Below are 22206 nucleotides of genomic sequence, written 5' to 3' on the forward strand. Positions count from 1 at the left end.
TTAACCATAGAATTGACTTATAGGTCTAAAACTTTTCCGGTAACCTTCAATTAACCCGTATTTTTCAATCGCAGCAAGATGAGCTTTTGTTGGGTAACCTTTATGCTGATCAAATCCATACAGCGGGTATTGTTGATGCAATAGTTCCATTTGCTGGTCACGATAAACTTTCGCTAATATTGAAGCGGCACTAATTGAAAGAACCAAGCCATCTCCCTTGACAATCGCTTGGCAAGGACAATTAAAATCAGGGCAACGATTACCATCTACCCAAACCTCTTCAAAAGGCTGCGTCAATTTTTCGACGGCCTTTTTCATTGCTAATAAAGTGGCTTGAAGGATATTAAGTTGATCAATCTGTTCAGGAGAAACGCCCATGATAGCGTACTCCAAAGCCTGTTCCTTAATTCTCTCAGCAAGTTCGACGCGCTTTAAATGACTTAACTTTTTTGAATCTTTCAGTTCCAACTGACAATTTTTTGGCAAGATAACGGCTGCAGCGACCACCTCACCGATCAACGGACCACGCCCTACTTCATCGACTCCCACAATCCGATCCAACTCAATCCGCGATTGTGTTGGATCGCTAGGGTTAAATAAATCAACCTGTTGCATCGGTTTTTAAAAGTGACGAAGACAAGTCGGCCCAGCCTATTACCGATTGTGCTGCCAGTTCAGCACTTGGCTGGGTCAAAGCCTGTTTTTGATTAATAAAATGTGAAAGTTGTTGCTGGCGAACATTCGAATCATCGATGAGTTTAAGTAATGCATGACATAAAGCATCCGGTGATGCATCATCCTGAATTAACTCATCAACCACTTGCTTGTTAGCTAATATATTAGGCAACCCAACCCAAGGTATCAGCGCTAAACGCTTCATAATCCAATAAGAAATAGGATGCACTTTAATTGAAATTACCATCGGGCGTAACATTAACGCGGCTTGCAAGGTCGCAGTGCCGGAGGTAATTAATAACTGATCACAGGCTTCCATAACCTCGCTAGCTTGCTGATCGATTAAATGGATTGTTAAACCCTTACCATAATGCTCAATCGCTTGCTCAATACGCCTTTGAGCACGAAGATGAACACAAGGAACAATAAATAACATTTCAGGATGCGAAGCATGTATTAACTGAGCCGTCTGAACATAGATATCAGCCATTCTGTCAATTTCGTTCATTCTCGAACCGGGCAGTAAACCTGTTAAGCATACTTCTGGATCAAGACCAAGTTTTAATCTTGCTTTTAATCTATCTGGCTTATCTGGGACTTGACTTGCTAAAGGGTGACCGACAAAGCTCACCGGAATTTGATAACGCTGATAAATTTCAGGCTCAAACGGAAATAGAACCAGCATACCATCTACTGATTGTTTAATCTTAACCAAACGATTTTGCCGCCAAGCCCAAACCGAAGGACCCACATAATGAATCGTTTTAATTCCAGCGTTTTTAAGTTGTCTTTCTACATAGAAATTAAAATCAGGGGCGTCGATACCAATAAATGCGTCAGGTTTTAACTCTAACAATCGAGCAATAAGCATCTTGCGCAATTTTAGCAGTGACGACAAATGTTTTAAAACCTCGAAAAACCCCATAACGGAAAGGCGTTCCATTTCAAACCAAGAGTCTAGACCTTCAGCCTGCATCAGCTCACCACCAATACCAACGAACCTAGCATCAGGGAAATGACGTTTCAAACCACGCATTAAATCGGCACCGAGTATATCACCAGAACGCTCACCCGCAACGAGAGCAAAAATCGGTGATACTGAGTTATCTACTTGATGAACCATCAATGCCTAGCGAACGATGCCACGATCTGCATTTTGGAGAAAGTGAATAATTCCATTCAGTGTGGATTTATCATCTTGGAATGATTTGATTTCAGCTAATGCTTGCTCAAGACGTAACCCTTTTCGATATAAGCTTCGATAGGCTTTTTTTACCAAAGCAAGCTGCTCAGATGTAAAGCCACGCCGTTTTAATCCCTCAAGATTAACGCCTCGAGGTCGAGCTAAATTACCCGAAACTACAACAAAATTGGGGACATCTTGGTTAACAACGCTTCCCATACCACAAAAACTATGCGCACCAATCGAACAAAATTGATGAACCAAAGTATAACCACCTAAAATGGCATAGTCCTCAACAATAACATGACCCGCTAACGCAGTCGCATTAGCAAAAATAGTGTGATTACCCACTACACAATCATGTGCAATGTGCACGCCTGCCATAACCCAGTTATCATCTCCAATCGTAGTTTCACCACGATCCTGGACTGTACCACGGTTAAGTGTTACGTTTTCACGAAAAGTATTGCCATTACCAATAACAAGACCAGTTGGTTCATCGCGGTACTTTTTATCTTGAGGTGCCGCGCCAACAGAACAAAATGGATAAAAGTGATTGTTTTTTCCAATTTTAGTTGGTCCAGAAATCACTACATGGGGTTCAAGAATACAACCTTGATCGATTTCAACATCCGCGCCAATAACGCAATATGCACCGACTTGAACACCTTCAGCAAGCTTGGCATTAGAATCTATAATTGCAGTAGGATGAATCAATGCTTTATACCTTTCGCTCAGCACACATTAAATCGGCAGACGCAATAATTTTGCCATCAATACGCGTTTCACATTCAAACTTCCAAATACCTCGTTTATTGCCGGTCGTTCTAACCTCAAAATCTAATCGATCACCTGGAACAGCGGGTTGTCTGAAGCGACAATTATCTACCGCTGCCAAATAGTACATGGTATTTCCATCAGGTTTAACCTCCTGAGTTTTAAAGGCAAAAATCCCTGTACACTGTGCCATGGCTTCGATAATCATAACGCCCGGCATAATAGGATTATTAGGAAAATGCCCAGTAAACTGAGGTTCATTAAACGTCACATTTTTATAGCCTTTTAGGTAAACTCCGGCCTCAAACTCAGTAACTCGGTCTACTAACAAAAAGGGATAGCGATGAGGCAGGTATTCAAAAATATCTTTTACATTTAACATGAGGATAGTCCAAATCTGTTAGCTTATTTAGCTTTACCGTCAAAATAAGGCATTAAATTAAGAAGACACAATATAAACCGACTAGTCTTCCGCAGTTTCCAGTTGTTTTAAACGTTGGTTAATTTGCTTTATTTTATCGGAAAACTTAGCGAGGTTTTTAGTATAAATTGCATTTTTTTGCCACTCAGAAAGAGGTACAGCAGGGAAACCACTATAAGTGCCTGATTGATTAATGGAATGAGTAATAACTCCTCTACCCATCAACGTAACACCGTCTGCAATTTCAATATGACCCACCATGCCTGACTGTCCCGCAAAAGTGCAGTTTTTGCCAACGACTGCACTGCCAGCAAAGCCGACTTGACCTGCTATTGCAGTCCCAGCGCCAATTTTGACGTTGTGCGCTATATGCACCTGATTATCAATAATGCAATTATCTTCTATGATCGTATCCTCAATCGCACCGCGATCAATGGTAGTATTGTTTCCAATTGATACTGAATCACCTATTATGACACGGCCTATTTGTGGAATTTTAATCCATTGCCCTTGATGCTTAGCCCAGCCAAATCCGTCACCACCTATAACTGCACCAGATTCAACAATACAGTTTTCACCTATCACACAATCATGCATAATCGTTACATTCGGTGCTAAACGTGTAGAGCGCCCAATGTGAACACCCGACTCCACCACGCATCCGGCACCAATCACAACCTGTTCACCAATCACAACCTGTTCACCAATTACAACATTTGCAGCAATTGACGCTGATGCGCCGACCTGAGCTGAAGCTGCTATCACTGCAGATGCGGCAATGCTTGATTCAGTTTGAACCCTATAAAGCTTTTGCGCAATCAACGCATAAGCTGCATAGGGGTTTGAAACTAGAATAGCATCTGTTGGACAATGCTCAGCATACTCTGGCTTAAGCAATACCGCAGTCGCCTTAGTATTTGCTAAGCCAGTCAAATATTTTTTATCAGAAAGAAAACTTAACTCACCAGCCTGGGCTTTTAGTAAACCTTGAATCCGCTCTATACAGCTATTCTCATCCCCCCGGATAGTGGCAACCAAGCCATGATCAGCAAGCTGTTCAACGATTTGCTTTAATGTATATGCCATCGTAACTAAACCTTTTAAAGATGACTAACGGTTGAAGTTATTGCCTTGCTTTTCAAACTGTTTGGTTAAGTGGTCTAACACAGGCTGCGTTAAATCGATGCGAGGGTTAGTAAAAGCAATACCTTCATATAAAATTAAGTCATAACCTTGGCTCGTACCGATATCTTGAATAGCAAGATTCACTTGGTTTTGTAATTTAGCTAATTCTTCATTACGACGGATATTCAGTAACTCTTGAATATCATTACGTTTACGTTGAATTTCTCGAGCTAACATCGCAATTTCACGTTCAGCGGCCGCTTGCTGTGCTTCACTCATTGCTAAAGCATTACGACGAAGATTGGATTGCTTTTGCTCAAGCTCGTTATTAAGATCTACCAATTCTTTTTGCTGGGGCGAAAACTCTCGTTCAAGTGCACCACTGGCTGATCGCGCTTGAGGAGACTGTTCAAGTAAAAGCCCTACATTCACGACGCCTACTTTCACAGCAGTGTTAGCCATTACTAGATTAACCGTTAACAGCGCCATCAAACCTATCGCTAGTTGGTTTAAATATTTCATATATCTTATCCTTTGATAAAAATAATTATTACATGTTGTTCAGTCACGGTTTAGCAAAGCAATGCCTAAAATGGCATGCCTAAACTAAACTGAAAGGACTGCAATCTGTCGGTTTTTTCATAATGAACAGGGCGAGAGAAACTAAATGCTAAAGGCCCTACAGGGGTTAACCAAGAAAAAGCTAAACCCGTTGCTGATCTAAAATCAGAAACAGAGACTTCCTTCAATTCATCAAAAACATAGCCAGCGTCAAAGAACCAACTTAAACGTAAATTTGAAGAATCTTCAATTAATGGCATAGGGAAAACTATTTCAGCGCCGGCTAAAGTTCTGACGTCAGCACCCTTAGGGCGGTTCACATCGGTATAGTAACCACCCAGCGAATTAGGATCGAAACCTCTAACAGAACCTATCCCACCAGCATAAAATCTTTCAAAAAATGGTAGCGTTTTTGCTTTACCATAACCCGAACCATAAGCTAAAGAGCCATTTAACTTCAATGTAAAGTTTTCCGACAAGGGGGTGTACCAGCTTTCATCTAAAAACACCTTATAAAACGTCATATCCGATGTTCCAGGTACAACAGCCTGCAATGAAATACTGGTTAACTGCCCCTTGGTCGGGAAATAAAACTGATTGCGGCTATCGTAACGCCAACCAGCAGTAAATAATAAATATTCATTATCAGCGCTGTAGTTATCCAAGTGGTCGGTACAAGCTTCAAAAGCCGTCACACATTTAAGTGTCTGTGCCTCAGCGCGTAAACCAAAATTTAAACGTGTCAATTCACTGGTTGGGTATCCCAAATTAACACGAACCCCTAATTTATCCAAGGTGTAGTCGGTAATATTTAATTTAGCCGCATTAATCTTACTGTAATAAATACCCTGCCCTAAACTCACGCCACTGTCTGTAAAATAAGGGTTGGTATAGCCCAAATCAGCCGATTGCATTGAAGAACTTGAATTCAATGTCAAGTTCATTTCATTACCCGTTCCTAAAAAATTCTTCTCGGAGATTCCTAGGTTAAAACTAACACCGTCCAATTGAGAATAACCAATACCAGCTGTAAATGAACCGGTTGGTTGCTCTTCAACCTGAATAATAAGATCTACTTCATCTTCAGATATGCGACGAGTATCAATATTAACTCTTGAAAAATAACCTAAACGGTTTAAGCGGCTAGTCGATTGTCTTACCGCAGCCAAAGAGTAAGGTGCGCTTTCGAACTGACGCATTTCTCGGCGAAGAACATAGTCACGGGTTCGAGTATTGCCTTCCACTTCAATATTACGAACATAAACACGATTACGCGGCTCAATATAAAAATCTAAACTAACCAATCTTGTTTCTTCATTAATGATCGTTCTTGGATCGACTTCAGCGAACGCATAACCCGCTTCACTGAGTTTATCTCGAATCGCATTGATTGCCCTAATAATTTCAGACCTTGAAAATACCTGGCCACTTTCTAACTGTGCTAAATTATTTAACTCTTCTTCAGTTAGTAATAACTGACCGGAAAAACGAATCTCATCAAGTTTATACTGAGGACCTTCAGTCATATTAATTGATATAAACACCTTCGTTTTATCTGTAGAAAGCGATACTTGAGATGAATCAATATTAAACTCAGCAAATCCACGATCCATATAAAATGAGCGTAAGGTTTCTAAATCAGCCTGAAGCTTAGGTCGAGCATACTTATCACCGCTACCAATAATCACATGCTCTTTTGACTGAAGCAACCCTAATAGACGCTGATCACTAAAAGCCTGGTTGCCAACCAAACTAATACGTTCAATACTGGCTGGTTTTCCTTCATCTACCTGAATACTGATCGCAACCCGATTTCTTGGAAGTGATTCCGCAGTGATATCAATCGCAGCAGCATAGTAACCTTGGTTATGATATTGACGTTTTAAATCAACAATCACCCTGTCCATTTCTAAACTATTAAACATCTTGCCCTGACTGATACCTAAGGACAACAAAGCTTGCTTGAGGTCATCGGTTTTTATTAGCTTATTACCCTTAATTTCAACCTCGGCAATCGAAGGCCTCTCAACCAGTTTAATAATCAACTGTCCATTGTCACCCCGATAGAGTGCCAAATCGCTAAAAAAACCTGTCCTATAAAGTGCACGCAAACTTGCACGCTCCTTGTCAGCCGTCATAAGCTCGCCAAGACTAACAGGGAGATAGGTATTCACCGTTTCAAAACCAATACGCTCATTGCCCTCTATCAAAATCTCACTGATAACAAACTCACCAGCTAAGATATTCGATGATAAAAAGGCTAAACTCAATGCCAGTACTGGCTTCTTTAAAGTGCTTTTAAACATATTATCCATTTGTTATTCTAATTACATCGTTACTTAGAGCGAGAACAGTTAAACCAGCTATCATAACCAAACCTATTCGATATGCAACCTCTTCGACACGTTCACTAACGGGTTTACCCCGTAACATTTCATAAAAATAAAACATTAAATGCCCTCCATCAAGCATTGGAATGGGCAATAAATTAAGAATTCCTAAACTTAAACTCAACAGCGCCATTAAGCTTAGAAAACTGATTAAGCCGGTCTGCAAGGCTTTACCGGAAAAATCAGCAATACTTATAGGTCCAGATAAATGTTGCAGTCCGACTTGACCCGTTAACATTTTCTTAAACATAGCTATTGTCATGTTAAATAACCTGACAGTCTGCTGCCATCCATAGTAAGCAGCATCAACTAAGCCATAACGCTCGGTCATTAGGTAGCGTGAATCAAATTGATCGGGGGGTAAAACCGAAGCGCCAAGACGCCCTATCACATCACCATTCTCAAGAGAAACAGATTCCAATTTTACGTCCGTGCTAAATCGAGCATTGTCCCGCTCGTAAACAAGCTCTAGGGTCAGATCAGGTTGTTGTCGTACTTGTTGAACCAAGTCAGCCCAATCTTCAATTTGTATCCCACCAAGTTCTACAACCCTATCACCCGAACGAAGACCTGCGATTTCAGCAGCTGACCCAGAACTCAACTGCCCAATAATAGGCTCTAACCTTGGGGCCTGTGGCACAAAACCCAATCTGGAAAGCCAAGGTGTAGAAAGATCATTAATATCCAATGTCGCTAAGGGTAAATTGACATTATAAAAACGTTCACTTGCTTCGGTCCAATCGGTAAACTCAAGCTCAACATGCATCTGATCATGCACCAAGGACTGCAATATCATTTGCTGCACCTGCTGCCAACTGGATATGGGTTGATCATTCACTTTGTGTAACCACCAGGCCTGCTGATTCGACAGGACGACATCCATTCCGGCTTCACTAAAAGCCTGAGATAAAGGAGTATTGGGTTGGGGAGGTTGAAAAATAGGTTTTGTACTTTGTATGCCAATCATTCCGATAATCGCAAATAACCACCAAGCAAAAAGCAAATTAATCATCGGACCAGCAAGCACAATTGCGAAGCGCTTATAAACTGACTGTTGATTAAATGAGCGGTGTTTCTCATACTCAGCAACCGGCTCGACCCGTTCATCTAAAAACTTAACATAACCCCCTAGAGGAATCATTGCCAAGCGATACTCTGTTTCACCCCGCTGAAAACGATATAGCGGCTTGCCAAAACCAACTGAAAACTGCAGAACCTTCACATTAAACAAACGTGCAACGGCAAAATGCCCCCACTCGTGGATTGTAACCAGTACACCAATTAAAATTGCAAAGCCAATTAATGCCCAAAAAAAACTCATCGTGCCATTAAGTCCTATGCAAAAGCCCAGAAGATCCAATACAAGGGTAGAGCCAGAAGCAAACTGTCAATTCGATCTAAAACGCCACCATGTCCCGGTAAGATTTTACCACTATCTTTTAAGCCTACCTGCCGCTTCATTAAACTTTCAAACAGATCACCATAGACAGAAAGCCCAGCAATCAAAGACAAACCTAATACATAAACGACCAGACCTGGCTGATAATTGATATCAAACACAAACCAAGTAATTAGGGCTACCGACATAGCAAGCAACACACCACCTATGACACCTTCCCAGGTTTTCCCTGGGCTAACATACGGGGCAAGTTTGTGTTTACCAAAACGGCGCCCACTAAAATAAGCGCCAGTATCGACCAACCAAATCATCGCTAAACTTAACAAAAGAAGCCAAACTGAATGAATATCTCTAAGCCAAACAAGCGCCATACCAAAACTAATCATAAACAACAACCCCACCGCCAAATTTACAAGGGGTTGCGAAAAAAGCGGTTTGCCTGCCGTAATCTGAAATCGTGTAACACCATAAACAACAAGCACCAACTGGATTAAAGCCATTAAAACCAGGAAAGAAGATACGCCATAAAACAAACCAAAGGAAAGCAGCAGAACACTCAGCGCTACAAAACTCAACCTATATCCAACCTTTTCAAGACGAGCAAATTGTGTCCACTCCCAAGCCGCAATAGCCACGACCAGCACAACTAGCCCCTGCCAAAGTAAGGGAGGAGCCATAAACAACGCAAATAATGAAACCAATAACAACACGAAAGCTGTAATAATACGCTGTCTTAACATGTCGCCACCTGCTCGCTCGTGCGTCCAAATCGCCTTTCACGCTGCTGGTAAGAAACCATCGCCAACTCCAAATCTTTTTCATTAAAATCGGGCCACAAACGGTCGGTAAAATAAAATTCTGCATAGGCCATTTGCCAAATCATAAAATTGCTAATTCGCTGTTCACCGCCAGTCCGAATCATTAAATCAGGCTCAGGCAGGTCAGCTAAAGCAAGAAAGGGGCTAATTGCATCAGGCGTAAGTTCTGAGATATCAGCTTCAGGGTGTGCATCCTTCCAAGCCTTACAAGCCTCGACAATATCCCAGCGTCCGCCATAATTAGCCGCAATATTTAACGCCAATCCAGTATTATTATTCGTCAAAACTTCAGCATCATTTATATGCTCTTGTATGGCTAAAGAAAACGCACTTCGATCACCAATTACCCTCAAACGAACATTGTTTTCATGCAATTTCGAAACTTCACGTTGTAAAGCATCCAAAAACAAAGACATCAACTTAGTGACTTCATCGGCAGGGCGCTTCCAATTCTCGGTACTGAATGCGTAGAGTGTAAGTGCTTTAACACCAAGCTTTGCTGAATGAGCAACTACCTTCCTAACAGAAGAGCGTGCTTTTTGATGGCCGATATATCTTGGCAAAAAACGCTTTTTGGCCCAACGACCATTGCCATCCATAATAATACCAATATGCTGTGGAATGGGACGCGTAAGATCTAAACTTGACAAATTATACCCTATGGAACTTTGATAACTTTCGATACAAATATTCGAATGCCCGATAAAAATAACGGCCCTAAAGGACCGTTATCAAATGAATAACATTAAGATTATGCCGTAAACACAGGCAAATATCGAATTAAATTTCTAATAAAGAAGCTTCTTTTTCAGCCAACATCTTATCAATTTGACCAACAAACTGATCGGTTAGCTTTTGGATTTCATCGTCCGAACGCCTTGCTTCATCTTCAGTGATCTCTTTGTCTTTCAACAAAGATTTAACATCACCATTGGCGTCACGACGTATATTTCGAACAGCAACACGTGCATTTTCGGCTTCCGAGCGTGCTAACTTAGCAAACTCTTTACGGCGCTCTTCGGTCAACATAGGCATTGGAATACGCATCATATTGCCAGTAGTAACAGGGTTAATACCTAGATCAGACATCATGATTGCCTTCTCAATTTTTTGTAGCATATTAGATTCCCAAGGTTGAACTGTCAGGGTGCGTGCATCCTCAACATTAACATTCGCGACCTGGCTAACAGGTACTTCGGAACCATAATAATCAACTCTAACACTATCCAAAATACTTGGATGCGCGCGTCCTGTACGAATTTTGGCAAAATTTGCATCAAGTGTTTCCACACTTTTTTGCATACGTTGTTTTGCATCTTCACGAATATCTTGTAGCATTATTCTTCTCCTATCGTAACGAGGGTTCCTTCATCCTCACCCTGCAAAATTCTTTCTATAGCACCTTGCTTTAACATATCAAAAACACGAATCGGCATAGCATGATCACGGCACAAAGCAAATGCAGCCAAATCCATAACCTGTAGATTCTGCTGAATTACCTGGGTATAACTTAATCTAGAATAGCGAGTGGCTGTTGGGTCTTTAAACGGGTCCGCATTATAAATACCGTCCACCTTGGTTGCCTTTAAAACCACATCGGCTTTAACCTCAATACCTCGCAATGCCGCTGCAGTGTCAGTGGTGAAAAAAGGATTGCCTGTGCCTCCGGCAAAAATAACTACTTCACCTAAGGCAAGACTTTTTTGAGCTAGATTGGCACTAAAGCCTTCCGAAACACTCGGAACAGCTTGCGCACTCATTACACGGCTGACAAGCTGATGACTTTCAAATACATCACGTAAAGCGATCGCATTCATAATCGTTGCCATCATCCCCATTTGATCGGCTGTACTGCGCTGAATCATATCGGACTGAACTTGAGCACCACGAAATACATTTCCGCCGCCAACCACAATGGCAACCTCAACACCTAAAGCACGTATCGATTTTACCTGCTCAGCAACCTGAGTTAAAACGGACATGTCCCAACCAAAGCCCGCGTTACCCATTAATACTTCACCACTGAACTTCAATAAAATGCGCTTGTATTTCAATTCCACTACAACCTCTTTTTCAAGTTTTTACCGATAAATTAACACCGTTACCCTATCGGTAAAAACTTGCATAAATCAATAAAAATAGGGCGCACAGGATTAATTGAATCCTGTGGCACCCAGCAACAAAGATTAACCTTGAGCCGCTTTAGCTGCTGCTGCAACCTCGTCAGCAAAGTTCAATACTTCTTTTTCAATCCCCTCACCCACTTCTAAACGGATAAAGCGAGAAACAACCGCATTTTGAGACTTAAGTAATTTTTCGACTGTTTGATCAGGATCCTTAACAAAAGGCTGACCTAACAAGGTAATTTCTTCCAAAAACTTACGAATGCGACCTTCAATCATTTTCTCAATGATTTCCATCGGCTTACCACTTTCTTTTGCCTGATCCGTTAAAACATTGCGCTCTTTTTCAAGAATAGCAGGATCAACATCTGCCGAAGAAATCGCCTGAGGCTTAGTAGCAGCAACATGCATTGCCACATCACGGATTAAGGTTTCATCACCATTGCTCATCGCGACAACAACACCAATTTTCTCACCGTGCTGATAGCTACCAATTTCACCGTTATCGGTTTCAACCATTTCAACACGACGAACTTGCATGTTTTCACCAATCTTAGCGACTAATGCACGACGAGTTTCATCAATCGTCTTTCCAGAAGCCATAGTTTGTTTTTCTAGGTCTTCAAGACTGGTAAAGCCATTACTCAAAACAACCTGCGCTACTTCATCAGCAAAACCTTTAAACTCATCGCCCTTAGCAACAAAGTCAGTTTCACAGTTAACTTCAACAATAGCAGCTCTCTTCTTGTCACCAGAAATAGCGATCGCAATCACACCTTCCGCTGCAACGCGACCGGCCTTCTTGTCCGCACCGGCCATACCCTTGACTCGTAAAAACTCAATGGCCGCGTCAATATCCCCCTGAGTTTCATTCAAGGCTTTTTTGCAATCCATCATGCCTGCGCCTGTTCTTTCGCGCAATTCTTTAACCATAGCCGCTGTAACTGACATATTTTGATCCTTAGTTTTTAAATTCATTAGAATAGAAACAACCAGGCCTGGTTTCCCAGGCCTGGTAGCATACAAAATTCCGCTTTAGGCGGTTTGAGCTGTTTCTTCTGCTGCTTCAACAAACTCGTCTGCTACACCCGTTGTTACACTTGCTTTAGCTTCAATGATAGCGTCAGCCATAGATTCAAGGTAAAGCTTAACAGCACGAATCGCATCATCGTTACCAGGGATAATATAATCCACACCATCCGGTGAGTTATTAGTATCCACTACACCGATAACAGGAATACCTAGCTTCTTCGCTTCAAGAATAGCAATATCTTCATTACCCGTATCAATAACAAAAATCGCATCTGGCATAGCACGCATATCTTTGATACCGCCCAAAGATAACTCTAACTTTTCATGCTCACGCGTTAAAGTTAATGCTTCACGCTTAGTGATTTTTTCAAATGTTCCATCTTGTGACATGGCTTCAAGTTCTTTCAAACGCTTAATAGACTGTTTGATCGTTTTAAAGTTAGTCATCATACCACCCAACCAACGGTGGTTAACGTAAGGCATGCCACAACGTTTTGCTTCTTGCGCAACAATATCACGCGCTGCACGCTTAGTTCCAACAAACAACACTTTACCCTTGTTAGCCACAACAGAACCAGCGAAATTCAAAGCATCGTTAAACATAGGAAGCGTTTTTTCCAAGTTAATGATATGAATTTTATTGCGTGCGCCAAAGATATATTGACCCATTTTCGGGTTCCAGTAACGTGTTTGGTGTCCGAAGTGACAACCTGCTTCAAGCATTTGACGCATAGTAACTTTTGCCATGTTTTTCTCCAATTTTGGGTTAGGCCTCCGTTTACCCATCTCAAACGAACCAGACCTGATCTTCACCAGACCGGCACCCCGTTTCAGGTTTCGATAAACGTGTGATTTAATAATATGAAATAACTTGCTTAGTTTAACAAGCGGCGCATTTATACCATAAAGCAGTCAAACAAACAAGCAACCGAACGCAGGCAACCGAATAAAGTTTTTTTACTCTTGTAAAAATTTTGTGTTTGACCAAATTCTGTTAGACTTTAGATTTTAAGATTTACTATTTTTGACCTATGACTATTATTTTAAAATCCCCCACTCAACTTGAAAAAATGCGTATCGCAGGTCAGCTGGCCTCTGAGGTTTTGGATATGTTAACCCCGCTAGTTAAACCTGGCGTCACTACAGAAGAACTAAACCAGCTAGCGCATGATCACATGACAAAAGTACAAGGCACCGTCCCTGCTACACTTAATTATCGTGGTTTTCCAAAATCAATCTGCACCTCAATAAATCAGGTTGTTTGCCACGGGATCCCGAATGATAAAAAACTAAAAAAAGGTGACATCATTAACATTGATGTCACCGTCATTAAAGATGGCTTTCATGGTGACACCAGCCGAATGTTTGAAGTTGGAGAAGTTAAGCCATTTGCTGCCAGACTCTGCAAGGTTGCCTATGAGTGCTTGTGGAAAGGCATTGCCGAAGTTAAACCCGGTGCATCATTGTTTGAAGTTGCGCTGGCGATTGAAAACCACGCACACGCCCATCACTGCTCAGTGGTACATGAATACTGCGGACATGGTATAGGCCAAGACTTCCACGAAGAGCCTCAAGTACTGCACTATGCTTCCAAGGAACTTAAAGACATTATCTTAAAACCTGGCATGACCTTTACCATTGAACCCATGATTAATCTCGGCAAATCGGATGTGAAATTACTGGGTGACAATTGGACGGTTGTTACCAAAGACCGAAGCCTATCTGCCCAATGGGAACATACGCTAGCAGTGACTAAAACCGGTTACGAAATATTCACTCTTAGACCTGGTGAAACCCCTCTTTTTTAAAGGAAAAGCATGTCAAACCAAACTGATTTCCCAAACTTTTTGAGTGCATTAAAACACCAACCAGAAACTGCGGCGAAAACTGGACGAGACATGCTAAAACGCTTCAACCAACACCAATTTGACCAGTTCGACCAAGGAACCCCTGTTGCTGAATTAGTCAAAGAACGTGCCGTTTTTATTGATCAAATACTCAAAAAAATATGGCAACATAGTTTTGACAGTAATAAATTCACTTTACTCGCCGTAGGCGGATACGGTCGAAACGAGCTGCATCCCTACTCAGACATTGACATCCTGATTCTTTGCTCAGAAAACCTAGTAGACAATAGCCTCATCAGTCAATTTATAACATTACTCTGGGATATTGGATTTGAGGTTGGCAGTGCCATACGCACTCTGGATGAATGCATACAGGCAGCACACGATGACATTACAACCGCAACTAATTTACTAGAAGCACGGTGGCTTACCGGTGATTACAATCTTTTTGAACAGCTTCAGTCACTCTGGAAACGCACTGATTTTTGGCCATCACATCGTTTCTTTCAAGGCAAGATGGCTGAACAGCAAGCCCGTCACAAACGATTTCATGACACAGTTTACCAATTAGAACCCAATATCAAAGAAAGCCCTGGAGGTCTTAGGGATATCCAAACCCTTTTCTGGGTCGCCAAACGCCACTTTAATGCCACCTCAATTCACCAACTTGTGCAAAAACGTTTTATTACACCCGAAGAATTTAGAGAACTGGATGCGGCCTATAAATTTTTGAGCCGCGTTAGATTCCTACTCCACCGATTAAAAAAAAGGCGCGAGGATCGACTCTCGTTTGACAACCAACAAGAAGTTGCAGAAAACTTCGGTTATCAAAACACCCCAGAAAAACTTGCGGTAGAGCAATTCATGAACAGCTACTACCGAAATCTGCGCTCAGTTGTCAAGCTCAATGAAATCCTACTTCAGCACTTCAATGAAGAGCTATGCGATATTCAAACGACCACTATTATAAACATAAACCAACGCTTTCAACTGATTGACCAATACCTAGACATACGATCAGAACAGGTTTTCCAATATTTTCCGAGCGCTTTGCTCGAAATATTCATTATTCTTGAAAACGATCCAAACATTGCAGGCATTCGTGCTCGAACCATTCGATTACTTCGAGAAAACTTGCACCTAATTGACGAAGACTTTCGCCGCGACCCCATTAACAAAGCCTTATTTATAGAAATACTTCGTCAACCTAGAGGTATCAATGCGTCATTAAAACGTATGCATAGTTATGGATTGCTTGATGCTTATATTCCGGCTTTTCATAAAATCACCGGCCTTATGCAATTCAATATTTTTCATGCCTACACGGTTGATGAACATACGTTACTGGTTATCCGCCACTTGAGACGCTTTTTTATCAAAGAATATGCATTTGAATTCCCAACCGCACACCAAATTACCAAAAACATCTGCAAACCCGAAGTACTGTTTTTAGCCGCCCTATTCCATGACATCGCCAAAGGGCGAAATGGTGCACATGAAGTGCTAGGCGCTGAAGACGCACAAATATTTTGCCAGCAACATAATCTAAATGAACCTGACACCAAACTGATTGTTTGGTTAGTACGTTACCATTTGGAATTTTCAAGCGTAGCGCAGCGTAAAGACTTAAGCGACCCAGCAGTCATTCAAGCTTTTTCTAATTTTGTCGGCACTCAGGAACGACTGAACTACCTTTACCTGCTTACCGTTGCCGACATCTGCTCCACTTCGGATGATGTTTGGAATGACTGGAAAAATGGACTACTGCTTGACCTTTATAATCAGACCTCTAATGCTTTGGACAAAGCACTAGAGATCCCTAAAACGAAAACAAAAAAAGCACTACTCCACCAAGAAAAAGCTCGTGAACTTTTAGCCAAGAATGGACTTAATGTCAGTGACTACCAAGCGCTTTGGAACTCGCTTAAAAAATCAGCTTTTTTTACCCGTCAAACACCTATTGAGATTTGTCGATTAACCCTGACGCTTTACCAACGTCAACAACAGGATATCAATATCCATATAACAGGCAGAACTCAACGCGGTGCATCCGAACTCATGATCTATATGCTTAACCGCGACTTCTTGTTTGGCCAAATTACCCAAACGCTTGATAACCTCGACTTGAACGTTGTTGAAGCCAAGGTATACTCAACTACAGAAAACATGACACTGGTACTCGTCTACTTCCTAGATCGCGATCAAGAAGCAATTGAAGACCCAATGATCATTCAACTGATCACTGATAAACTGCAGAAAAATCTGCAAAACCCAAACTCGCTACCCTCAACAACCAACCTTCGACGCTCTCGTCAAGTTAAACACTTCAATACGCCTACTGATATTGAATTTCGTGAAATCAATAAATACCAGACAGAAATGTCGATTACCACCAAAGACATATCTGGCCTGCTATCAAGGATCGGCCAAGCTTTCAGAGAGTGTGAAATACGCATGCATGATGCAAAAATAAATACTGTTGGAGAAAAAGCAGAAGATACATTTATTATTAGCAGTATTGACAACAAAGCCTTAGAGCAAAGCGAGTGCGACCACTTAAAACAAATATTAACTGATGCTATAACACGCTAAGCACCTACTTCAAACAACTCAACCGCATTATTATCTAGATCCCTAAAAAACAAAGCTTTTCTACCAGACCTGCTCAAGGTGTAAGCAACCTGCATGGCCTCTAGCTTGACCATAAAAACCTCAAGCTGAGCTACCGCTAATGCAAAATGATTATCTCGCCCACCATGGCTAGGCCTGCTCAAGCCTTGACAAGGGTTGGTTAACTGCATCAGGTGTAGGCTCTGGTGCTGTCCGCCTAATCTTAACCAATAGCCAGGAAAGCCCAAATCTGGTCTTTCCAACTTCTCTAACCCTAGGGCCTCTTGATAAAACTCACAGGCCAAATGTGCATCAGACACTAAAATACTAACATGATCCAAACCTAAAACACCTGACATACCGACTCCTTTTTCTTTAGCCTAATCAATGAAACTGCTATAATTAGAAAATTGTATTTTATATTAACTAGTGGAAAGAAGATTATGTCTGCAGATTTACAACAAATTATCGAAGCGGCGTTTGAACGTCGTGCTGAAATCACGCCAAAAAACGTTGATGCTGAAACCAAACGCGCAATTCAAGAAGCGATTCATTTATTGGATTCAGGCCAAATGCGTGTAGCTGAGCGTCAAGCTGTCGGTAAATGGACTGTTAATGAGTGGTTAAAAAAAGCCGTACTGCTCTCTTTCCGCACCGAAGACAACGTGCTAATGAACTCGTCAGAAACCCGTTACTTTGATAAGGTGCCTTCAAAATTTGCCGACTATTCTCAAGCCGACTTTGAAAAAGCCGGTGTACGTGTAGTGCCCCCTGCGATGGCGCGTCGTGGATCTTACATTGCACCGAGCACAGTGTTAATGCCGTCTTACGTCAATATCGGCGCCTATGTTGATTCCGGCACGATGGTGGATACTTGGGTGACGGTAGGCTCTTGTGCGCAAATCGGTAAAAACGTCCATTTATCAGGTGGCGTGGGTATTGGTGGCGTGTTAGAGCCGCTTCAAGCTGCACCGACTATTATCGAAGACAACTGCTTTATCGGTGCGCGTTCTGAAGTTGTGGAAGGTGTAATTGTTGAAGAAGGTTCGGTGATTTCAATGGGCGTGTACATTGGTCAATCCACCCGCATTTATGATCGTGAAACGGGTGAGATCCATTACGGCCGTGTACCGGCCGGTTCGGTTGTTGTATCCGGTAACCTGCCTTCTAAAGATGGTTCTTACAGTTTATATTGCGCGGTGATTGTGAAGAAAGTCGATGCAAAAACTCTAGGTAAAGTCGGTATCAACGAGCTCCTTCGCGATATTTAATTTGTTCGAAATGGCTTAGGCGTTCTCCGAAACGCCTATTCAACAACTGAGTCACTTTATGATTTTATACGGCATTTCCAATTGCGACACCGTGCGCAAAGCAAGAAAAACACTTGAAGCACTTGGACACGATGTTCATTTTCATGATTTTCGTAAACAGGGACTTACCCCGGAAATCATCCAGGCCTGGTTAGAAAAAGCCGACTATAACAAACTTATCAATAAACGCAGCACCGGCTGGAAATCCTTGACCGATGCACAGCGTTTAGCGGTTGAAAACCAAGACTTAGACTTGGTTTGCCAGCACCCTACCCTAATAAAACGACCGATTTTACAAGCCCAAAATCAGCTTTTAATTGGCTATAACCCTTCTGAGTATCAATCCCTATGAGCCCAACAATTTCGCTTGCACGTCAATTATTACAAATTGATTCTGTGACACCCGATGACAAAGGCTGTCAAACACTCATTGGCGACTTTTTAGCTCCCCTAGGATTTGATTTGGAGCCGATGCCGTTTGGCGAAGTGACCAACCTGTGGGCTCGCAAAGGCGACACCAAACCACTTGTAGTATTTGCGGGTCATACCGATGTTGTGCCAACTGGCCCGATTGAAAAATGGCAATACCCGCCGTTTAGTGCGCAGATTGATGGTGACATGCTCTGCGCACGCGGTTCAGCTGATATGAAAAGCTCAATTGCCTGTTTTATGGTCGCCACCGAACGTTTTTTGCAAGATTACCCTGACCACTTGGGTTCAATCGGTTTTTTGATCACCAGTGATGAAGAAGGCCCTGCTGTCAATGGCACAGTTAAAGTGATTGAAACCCTCGAAGCTCGCCAAGAAAAAATTAACTATTGCTTGGTCGGCGAACCTTCAAGTGATGAAAAACTCGGCGATTCGATTAAAAACGGGCGACGTGGTTCACTGAATGGTCGCTTAACCATCAAAGGTATTCAAGGGCATATTGCCTACCCCCAATTAGCAGACAATCCAGTGCACAAGGCTTTGCCAGCACTGAACGCGCTAACGGGCATCATCTGGGATAACGGCAATGAATATTTTCCGCCAACCAGCTTTCAAATCTCGAATGTTCAGTCCGGCACCGGTGCTACCAATGTAATTCCAGGTGAGATTCAGGTGATGTTTAATTTTCGTTTCTCCACCGAACACACACCGGATTCGTTAAAACAAGGCGTGATCGATTGCTTGAATAGCTTTGATTTAGACTATGAAATTGACTGGAATTTATCTGGCTTACCGTTTGTTACGCCGGCCGAGGGTGAGCTGATTCAGGCCACCGGTGATGCGATTGAAACGATTATGGGTTATCGCCCTACGCTTTCAACCGCAGGCGGCACCTCCGATGGTCGGTTTATCGCACCGACGGGGGCGCAAGTCATTGAGTTTGGCCCCTTAAACGCAACGATTCACAAGCTTAACGAACGGGTTAGTGTTTCAGATTTAAACAAACTCACTGATATTTACTATCAAATTCTTGTCAACTTATTGACCAAGGCGGCTTAAATGGAATTACCATTTTGGGTACAGGTGTTTTTAATTATTGTTCAAGTCGCAGCCGTTGTTTTATTTCTTTGGCTAATTTGGCCACAGGTTAAAAACGAGGAATGGAAAAAGAAATTTATCGATAACAAACAAGCCTTATCAATTTTAATTGTATTTGTACTGGTGTTTATTTTCGTTTATGGAATGACAGCCATATTCAGTTGGCTATACCCCGTTGAGCTAGTTTATTAAACACCAAAACTTCATTACCCCAAAAAATAAAAAAGGAAAAAACCATGAGTGATCAAGACATCAAAACCATTGCTCAGTCAGTCCTTGGCGCTGAACTAAACGAACTAGAATGTCAGGCTTTGTCCGAAATTACCAGCCAACGCTCTTTAAAAAAAGATGAAATACTTTTTCGCGAAGGTGCATCCGATGATCAACTTTATGTACTCGTTACCGGAAAAATTGATGTCATCAAAAACTATGGTCAAAAAGATGAAACCGTAATGGCCACATTAAAACCTGGCGCATTAGCTGGTGAGTTGAGTTTTATCGATGGTGAACCCCACTCAATGACTTTAAAATCGCGTGCTGAAAGTGAAGTTATCATTCTTCATAGAGCCGATTTCGAAAAACTAATCGACACACACCCTACCGCAGTTTACCACGTTATGCGCGCCATCTTGCGCGCTTCACACAAGCTTCAACGTGAACTTAATACACGTTTTATGGAAATGAACCGTTTCGTAACCAATCAGTACATGTAACGACTCAATCCTTGGCTTTCGCGTAGGATTAAAAAACTCGCCCACCTAGGAGCCTGTCGCGCTCCAGGTCGGCTGTAAACCGGTAGAATTCAACTATCTTTCCCCTACTTTCTCGTCAATTAGCCTGCTTAAGACTAATAAAGACCAGTGCCTAAAAGTAGATAACCATCGATTTAGTTCGACAGGCACTTGGCTCTCTTCAGCATTTTATAAATGTATAAACCATAAATCCCAACACTTACCATCATAACTAAAGCAATAGTGCGCCACTCTGAAGCGACATTGGAGGCGAAAACTAAAATAACTGCTAAAGGTGTCACATAACGTAAGCTAAAATTAAACAAAGCCAATAATCGTCCTTTTAACTCAATTTGCGCTTCACGAATGTCAGGACGCATAGCCCAAGCGACAAAAACACCGATAAACAACCCACCCAAAGGTAACATGATACTAGAGGTTATAAAATCGAGCAGCGAGAAGAAATTACGCTCACCAATAATATAAAGTGCTTCCCAGTAGTTAAACGACAACACCGTACCCAAGCCTACAAACCAGACAAGACTACCCAGCAGCCAAGCGGCTTTGGCACGAGAAAATCCCCAATTCTGCTCAAACCAGCTTATTGCAGGCTCAATTAATGAAATAGCTGAGGTTAGGGCTGCCATGACTACCAATAAAAAGAATAGGGTTCCAAACAACCAACCCGCGCCCATTTGACCAAACGCAATGGGTAAAGTTTGGAACAGTAGACCTGGCCCTGCACCCGGTGCTAAATCATTGGCAAATACAATCGAAAACACCACCAGGCCTGCTAGAACCGCTATCAAAGTATCCATAATCACAATGATAATACTTGCTTTTGCAATCGACATGTCTTTGCCAACATAGGCACCATACGCCATCATCGTGCCTAGGCCAATGCTTAGCGTAAAAAAAGCGTGCCCCATCGCGACCATAACTGCCTGCCAGCTCAACTTAGAAAAATCGGCACTAAACATAAACGCCCAACTTTGACCAAACGCACCCGTTGTTGTGGCATAGCCCAACAATACTAATAAAATAAGGAACAAACCTGGCATCATCATGTTAATCGCTTTCTCCAACCCCCCTCTTACTCCGCGCGATACAATTAAAATCGTCAGCAACACCATCAAACTATGCCAAAACAAAAGCGTCCATGGATTCGAAACAGTGTCGTCAAATAAACTTTGTGCTTGTTCAGACTCTATTCCTACAAACAAACCTTGCAAGCTATTGAAAAAATAAGCTAGTGCTAGACCCGCAATCACCGTGTAAAACGATAAGATAAGCAGTCCTGCAAGAACACCATTAAATCCTAGTCCAGCCCACAATCGGGTTGACTTACTCTGATGCGCCAAATTAGCCATCGCTTGCACCGGATTGGCTTGACCGGCTCTACCTAACGCAATTTCCGATAAAAGAATCGGCAGCCCAATAATCGCAATACAAGCCAGATAAACTAATACAAACGCCCCACCGCCATTATCCCCCGCAATATATGGAAACTTCCAAATATTACCTAAACCCACCGCTGATCCCACCGCTGCCATAATAAATACTGTCTGTGATGACCAAGATTGTTTAGAAAGTTTTAAAAGACTCATGGGCTTTTCCTTTATAATTGAGGAAGATTCTTTAGAATAGTTTTTGAATTATAGCAAACAAAGCAAAAAT

General features: G+C 42.0%; 23 protein-coding genes. 7 read left to right on the forward strand and 16 right to left on the reverse strand.

Features of this window, described 5'->3' with window-relative positions; all coding sequences use genetic code 11:
* The 14 genes from rnhB to rpsB form a co-directional block, all read right to left on the reverse strand.
* A complete protein-coding gene (gene rnhB, locus JX580_RS06630; protein ID WP_248849769.1) occupies positions 1-615 on the reverse strand; it encodes a ribonuclease HII in 615 nt (204 codons plus the stop codon).
* Positions 602-1798 (reverse strand): lipid-A-disaccharide synthase, encoded by a 1197-nt coding sequence (gene lpxB / locus JX580_RS06635; RefSeq protein ID WP_248849770.1) that lies wholly within the window; start codon positions 1796-1798, stop codon positions 602-604. Before lpxB ends, rnhB begins: the two co-directional genes overlap by 14 nt.
* Before the next feature lie 6 nt (positions 1799-1804).
* Positions 1805-2575: an acyl-ACP--UDP-N-acetylglucosamine O-acyltransferase gene (gene lpxA, locus JX580_RS06640; protein ID WP_248849771.1), complete on the reverse strand. Its 771-nt coding sequence runs from the start codon at positions 2573-2575 to the stop codon at positions 1805-1807.
* Positions 2576-2579: 4 nt separating this feature from the next.
* Positions 2580-3017, reverse strand: coding sequence for a 3-hydroxyacyl-ACP dehydratase FabZ (gene fabZ / locus JX580_RS06645; protein WP_248849772.1), 438 nt, complete (start codon positions 3015-3017; stop codon positions 2580-2582).
* An 81-nt stretch (positions 3018-3098) separates the two neighbouring features.
* On the reverse strand, positions 3099-4142 hold the full coding sequence (lpxD, locus tag JX580_RS06650) for a UDP-3-O-(3-hydroxymyristoyl)glucosamine N-acyltransferase (RefSeq protein ID WP_248849773.1): 1044 nt from the start codon (positions 4140-4142) through the stop codon (positions 3099-3101).
* A 24-nt stretch (positions 4143-4166) separates the two neighbouring features.
* Positions 4167-4703, reverse strand: coding sequence for an OmpH family outer membrane protein (locus JX580_RS06655; RefSeq protein ID WP_248849774.1), 537 nt, complete (start codon positions 4701-4703; stop codon positions 4167-4169).
* A gap of 65 nt (positions 4704-4768) precedes the next feature.
* On the reverse strand, positions 4769-7048 hold the full coding sequence (bamA, locus tag JX580_RS06660; RefSeq protein WP_248849775.1) for an outer membrane protein assembly factor BamA: 2280 nt from the start codon (positions 7046-7048) through the stop codon (positions 4769-4771).
* A gap of 1 nt (position 7049) precedes the next feature.
* Positions 7050-8453: an RIP metalloprotease RseP gene (gene rseP, locus JX580_RS06665; RefSeq protein WP_248849776.1), complete on the reverse strand. Its 1404-nt coding sequence runs from the start codon at positions 8451-8453 to the stop codon at positions 7050-7052.
* 14 nt (positions 8454-8467) lie between these two features.
* On the reverse strand, positions 8468-9271 hold the full coding sequence (locus JX580_RS06670; protein ID WP_248849777.1) for a phosphatidate cytidylyltransferase: 804 nt from the start codon (positions 9269-9271) through the stop codon (positions 8468-8470).
* On the reverse strand, positions 9265-9999 hold the full coding sequence (locus JX580_RS06675; protein ID WP_283103572.1) for an isoprenyl transferase: 735 nt from the start codon (positions 9997-9999) through the stop codon (positions 9265-9267). Before JX580_RS06675 ends, JX580_RS06670 begins: the two co-directional genes overlap by 7 nt.
* A gap of 130 nt (positions 10000-10129) precedes the next feature.
* Positions 10130-10687, reverse strand: a complete 558-nt coding sequence (frr, locus tag JX580_RS06680) for a ribosome recycling factor (RefSeq protein WP_248849778.1) — start codon at positions 10685-10687, stop codon at positions 10130-10132.
* Entirely contained in the window at positions 10687-11409 is a 723-nt protein-coding gene (pyrH, locus tag JX580_RS06685) for a UMP kinase (protein WP_283103573.1), read from the reverse strand. Before pyrH ends, frr begins: the two co-directional genes overlap by 1 nt.
* A 126-nt stretch (positions 11410-11535) precedes the next feature.
* Positions 11536-12423, reverse strand: a complete 888-nt coding sequence (gene tsf / locus JX580_RS06690) for a translation elongation factor Ts (RefSeq protein ID WP_248849779.1) — start codon at positions 12421-12423, stop codon at positions 11536-11538.
* Between the two features lie 84 nt (positions 12424-12507).
* The gene (gene rpsB, locus JX580_RS06695) at positions 12508-13251 is read right to left on the reverse strand and encodes a 30S ribosomal protein S2 (protein ID WP_248849780.1); all 744 of its coding nucleotides are present in this window, start codon (positions 13249-13251) and stop codon (positions 12508-12510) included.
* Positions 13252-13535: 284 nt separating this feature from the next.
* Between rpsB and map the strand changes: the two genes are divergently transcribed.
* Positions 13536-14312 (forward strand): type I methionyl aminopeptidase, encoded by a 777-nt coding sequence (gene map, locus JX580_RS06700; RefSeq protein ID WP_248849781.1) that lies wholly within the window; start codon positions 13536-13538, stop codon positions 14310-14312.
* Positions 14313-14321: 9 nt separating this feature from the next.
* A complete protein-coding gene (glnD, locus tag JX580_RS06705; RefSeq protein ID WP_248849782.1) occupies positions 14322-16943 on the forward strand; it encodes a [protein-PII] uridylyltransferase in 2622 nt (873 codons plus the stop codon).
* Here the strand turns inward: glnD and JX580_RS06710 are convergent.
* Positions 16940-17320 carry a VOC family protein gene (locus tag JX580_RS06710; RefSeq protein WP_248849783.1) on the reverse strand — a complete coding sequence of 127 codons (381 nt, stop codon included), beginning with the start codon at positions 17318-17320 and terminating at the stop codon, positions 16940-16942. The two genes, glnD and JX580_RS06710, sit on opposite strands and share 4 nt — an antisense overlap.
* Before the next feature lie 84 nt (positions 17321-17404).
* On the opposite strand from JX580_RS06710, the gene dapD reads away from it, so the two are divergent.
* Genes dapD through JX580_RS06735 form a run of 5 tightly spaced genes read left to right on the forward strand, consistent with a single transcriptional unit; the run spans position 17405 to position 20511 of the window.
* Positions 17405-18232 carry a 2,3,4,5-tetrahydropyridine-2,6-dicarboxylate N-succinyltransferase gene (dapD, locus tag JX580_RS06715; RefSeq protein WP_248849784.1) on the forward strand — a complete coding sequence of 276 codons (828 nt, stop codon included), beginning with the start codon at positions 17405-17407 and terminating at the stop codon, positions 18230-18232.
* Between the two features lie 58 nt (positions 18233-18290).
* Positions 18291-18623 (forward strand): Spx/MgsR family RNA polymerase-binding regulatory protein, encoded by a 333-nt coding sequence (locus JX580_RS06720; RefSeq protein ID WP_248849785.1) that lies wholly within the window; start codon positions 18291-18293, stop codon positions 18621-18623.
* Complete coding sequence (dapE, locus tag JX580_RS06725; RefSeq protein ID WP_248849786.1) at positions 18620-19759, forward strand: succinyl-diaminopimelate desuccinylase; 1140 nt, start codon at positions 18620-18622, stop codon at positions 19757-19759. The genes JX580_RS06720 and dapE overlap by 4 nt, the downstream gene beginning before the upstream one ends.
* The gene (locus JX580_RS06730; RefSeq protein WP_248849787.1) at positions 19760-19990 is read left to right on the forward strand and encodes a hypothetical protein; all 231 of its coding nucleotides are present in this window, start codon (positions 19760-19762) and stop codon (positions 19988-19990) included. It abuts the gene before it with no gap.
* Positions 19991-20034: 44 nt separating this feature from the next.
* Entirely contained in the window at positions 20035-20511 is a 477-nt protein-coding gene (locus JX580_RS06735; RefSeq protein WP_248849788.1) for a Crp/Fnr family transcriptional regulator, read from the forward strand.
* Positions 20512-20684: 173 nt separating this feature from the next.
* Here the strand turns inward: JX580_RS06735 and JX580_RS06740 are convergent, their stop codons facing one another.
* Entirely contained in the window at positions 20685-22136 is a 1452-nt protein-coding gene (locus JX580_RS06740; protein WP_248849789.1) for a sodium-dependent transporter, read from the reverse strand.
* Positions 22137-22206 lie beyond the last annotated feature (70 nt).

This window comes from Thiomicrospira microaerophila, from assembly GCF_023278225.1.
GTDB lineage: Bacteria > Pseudomonadota > Gammaproteobacteria > Thiomicrospirales > Thiomicrospiraceae > Thiomicrospira > Thiomicrospira microaerophila_A.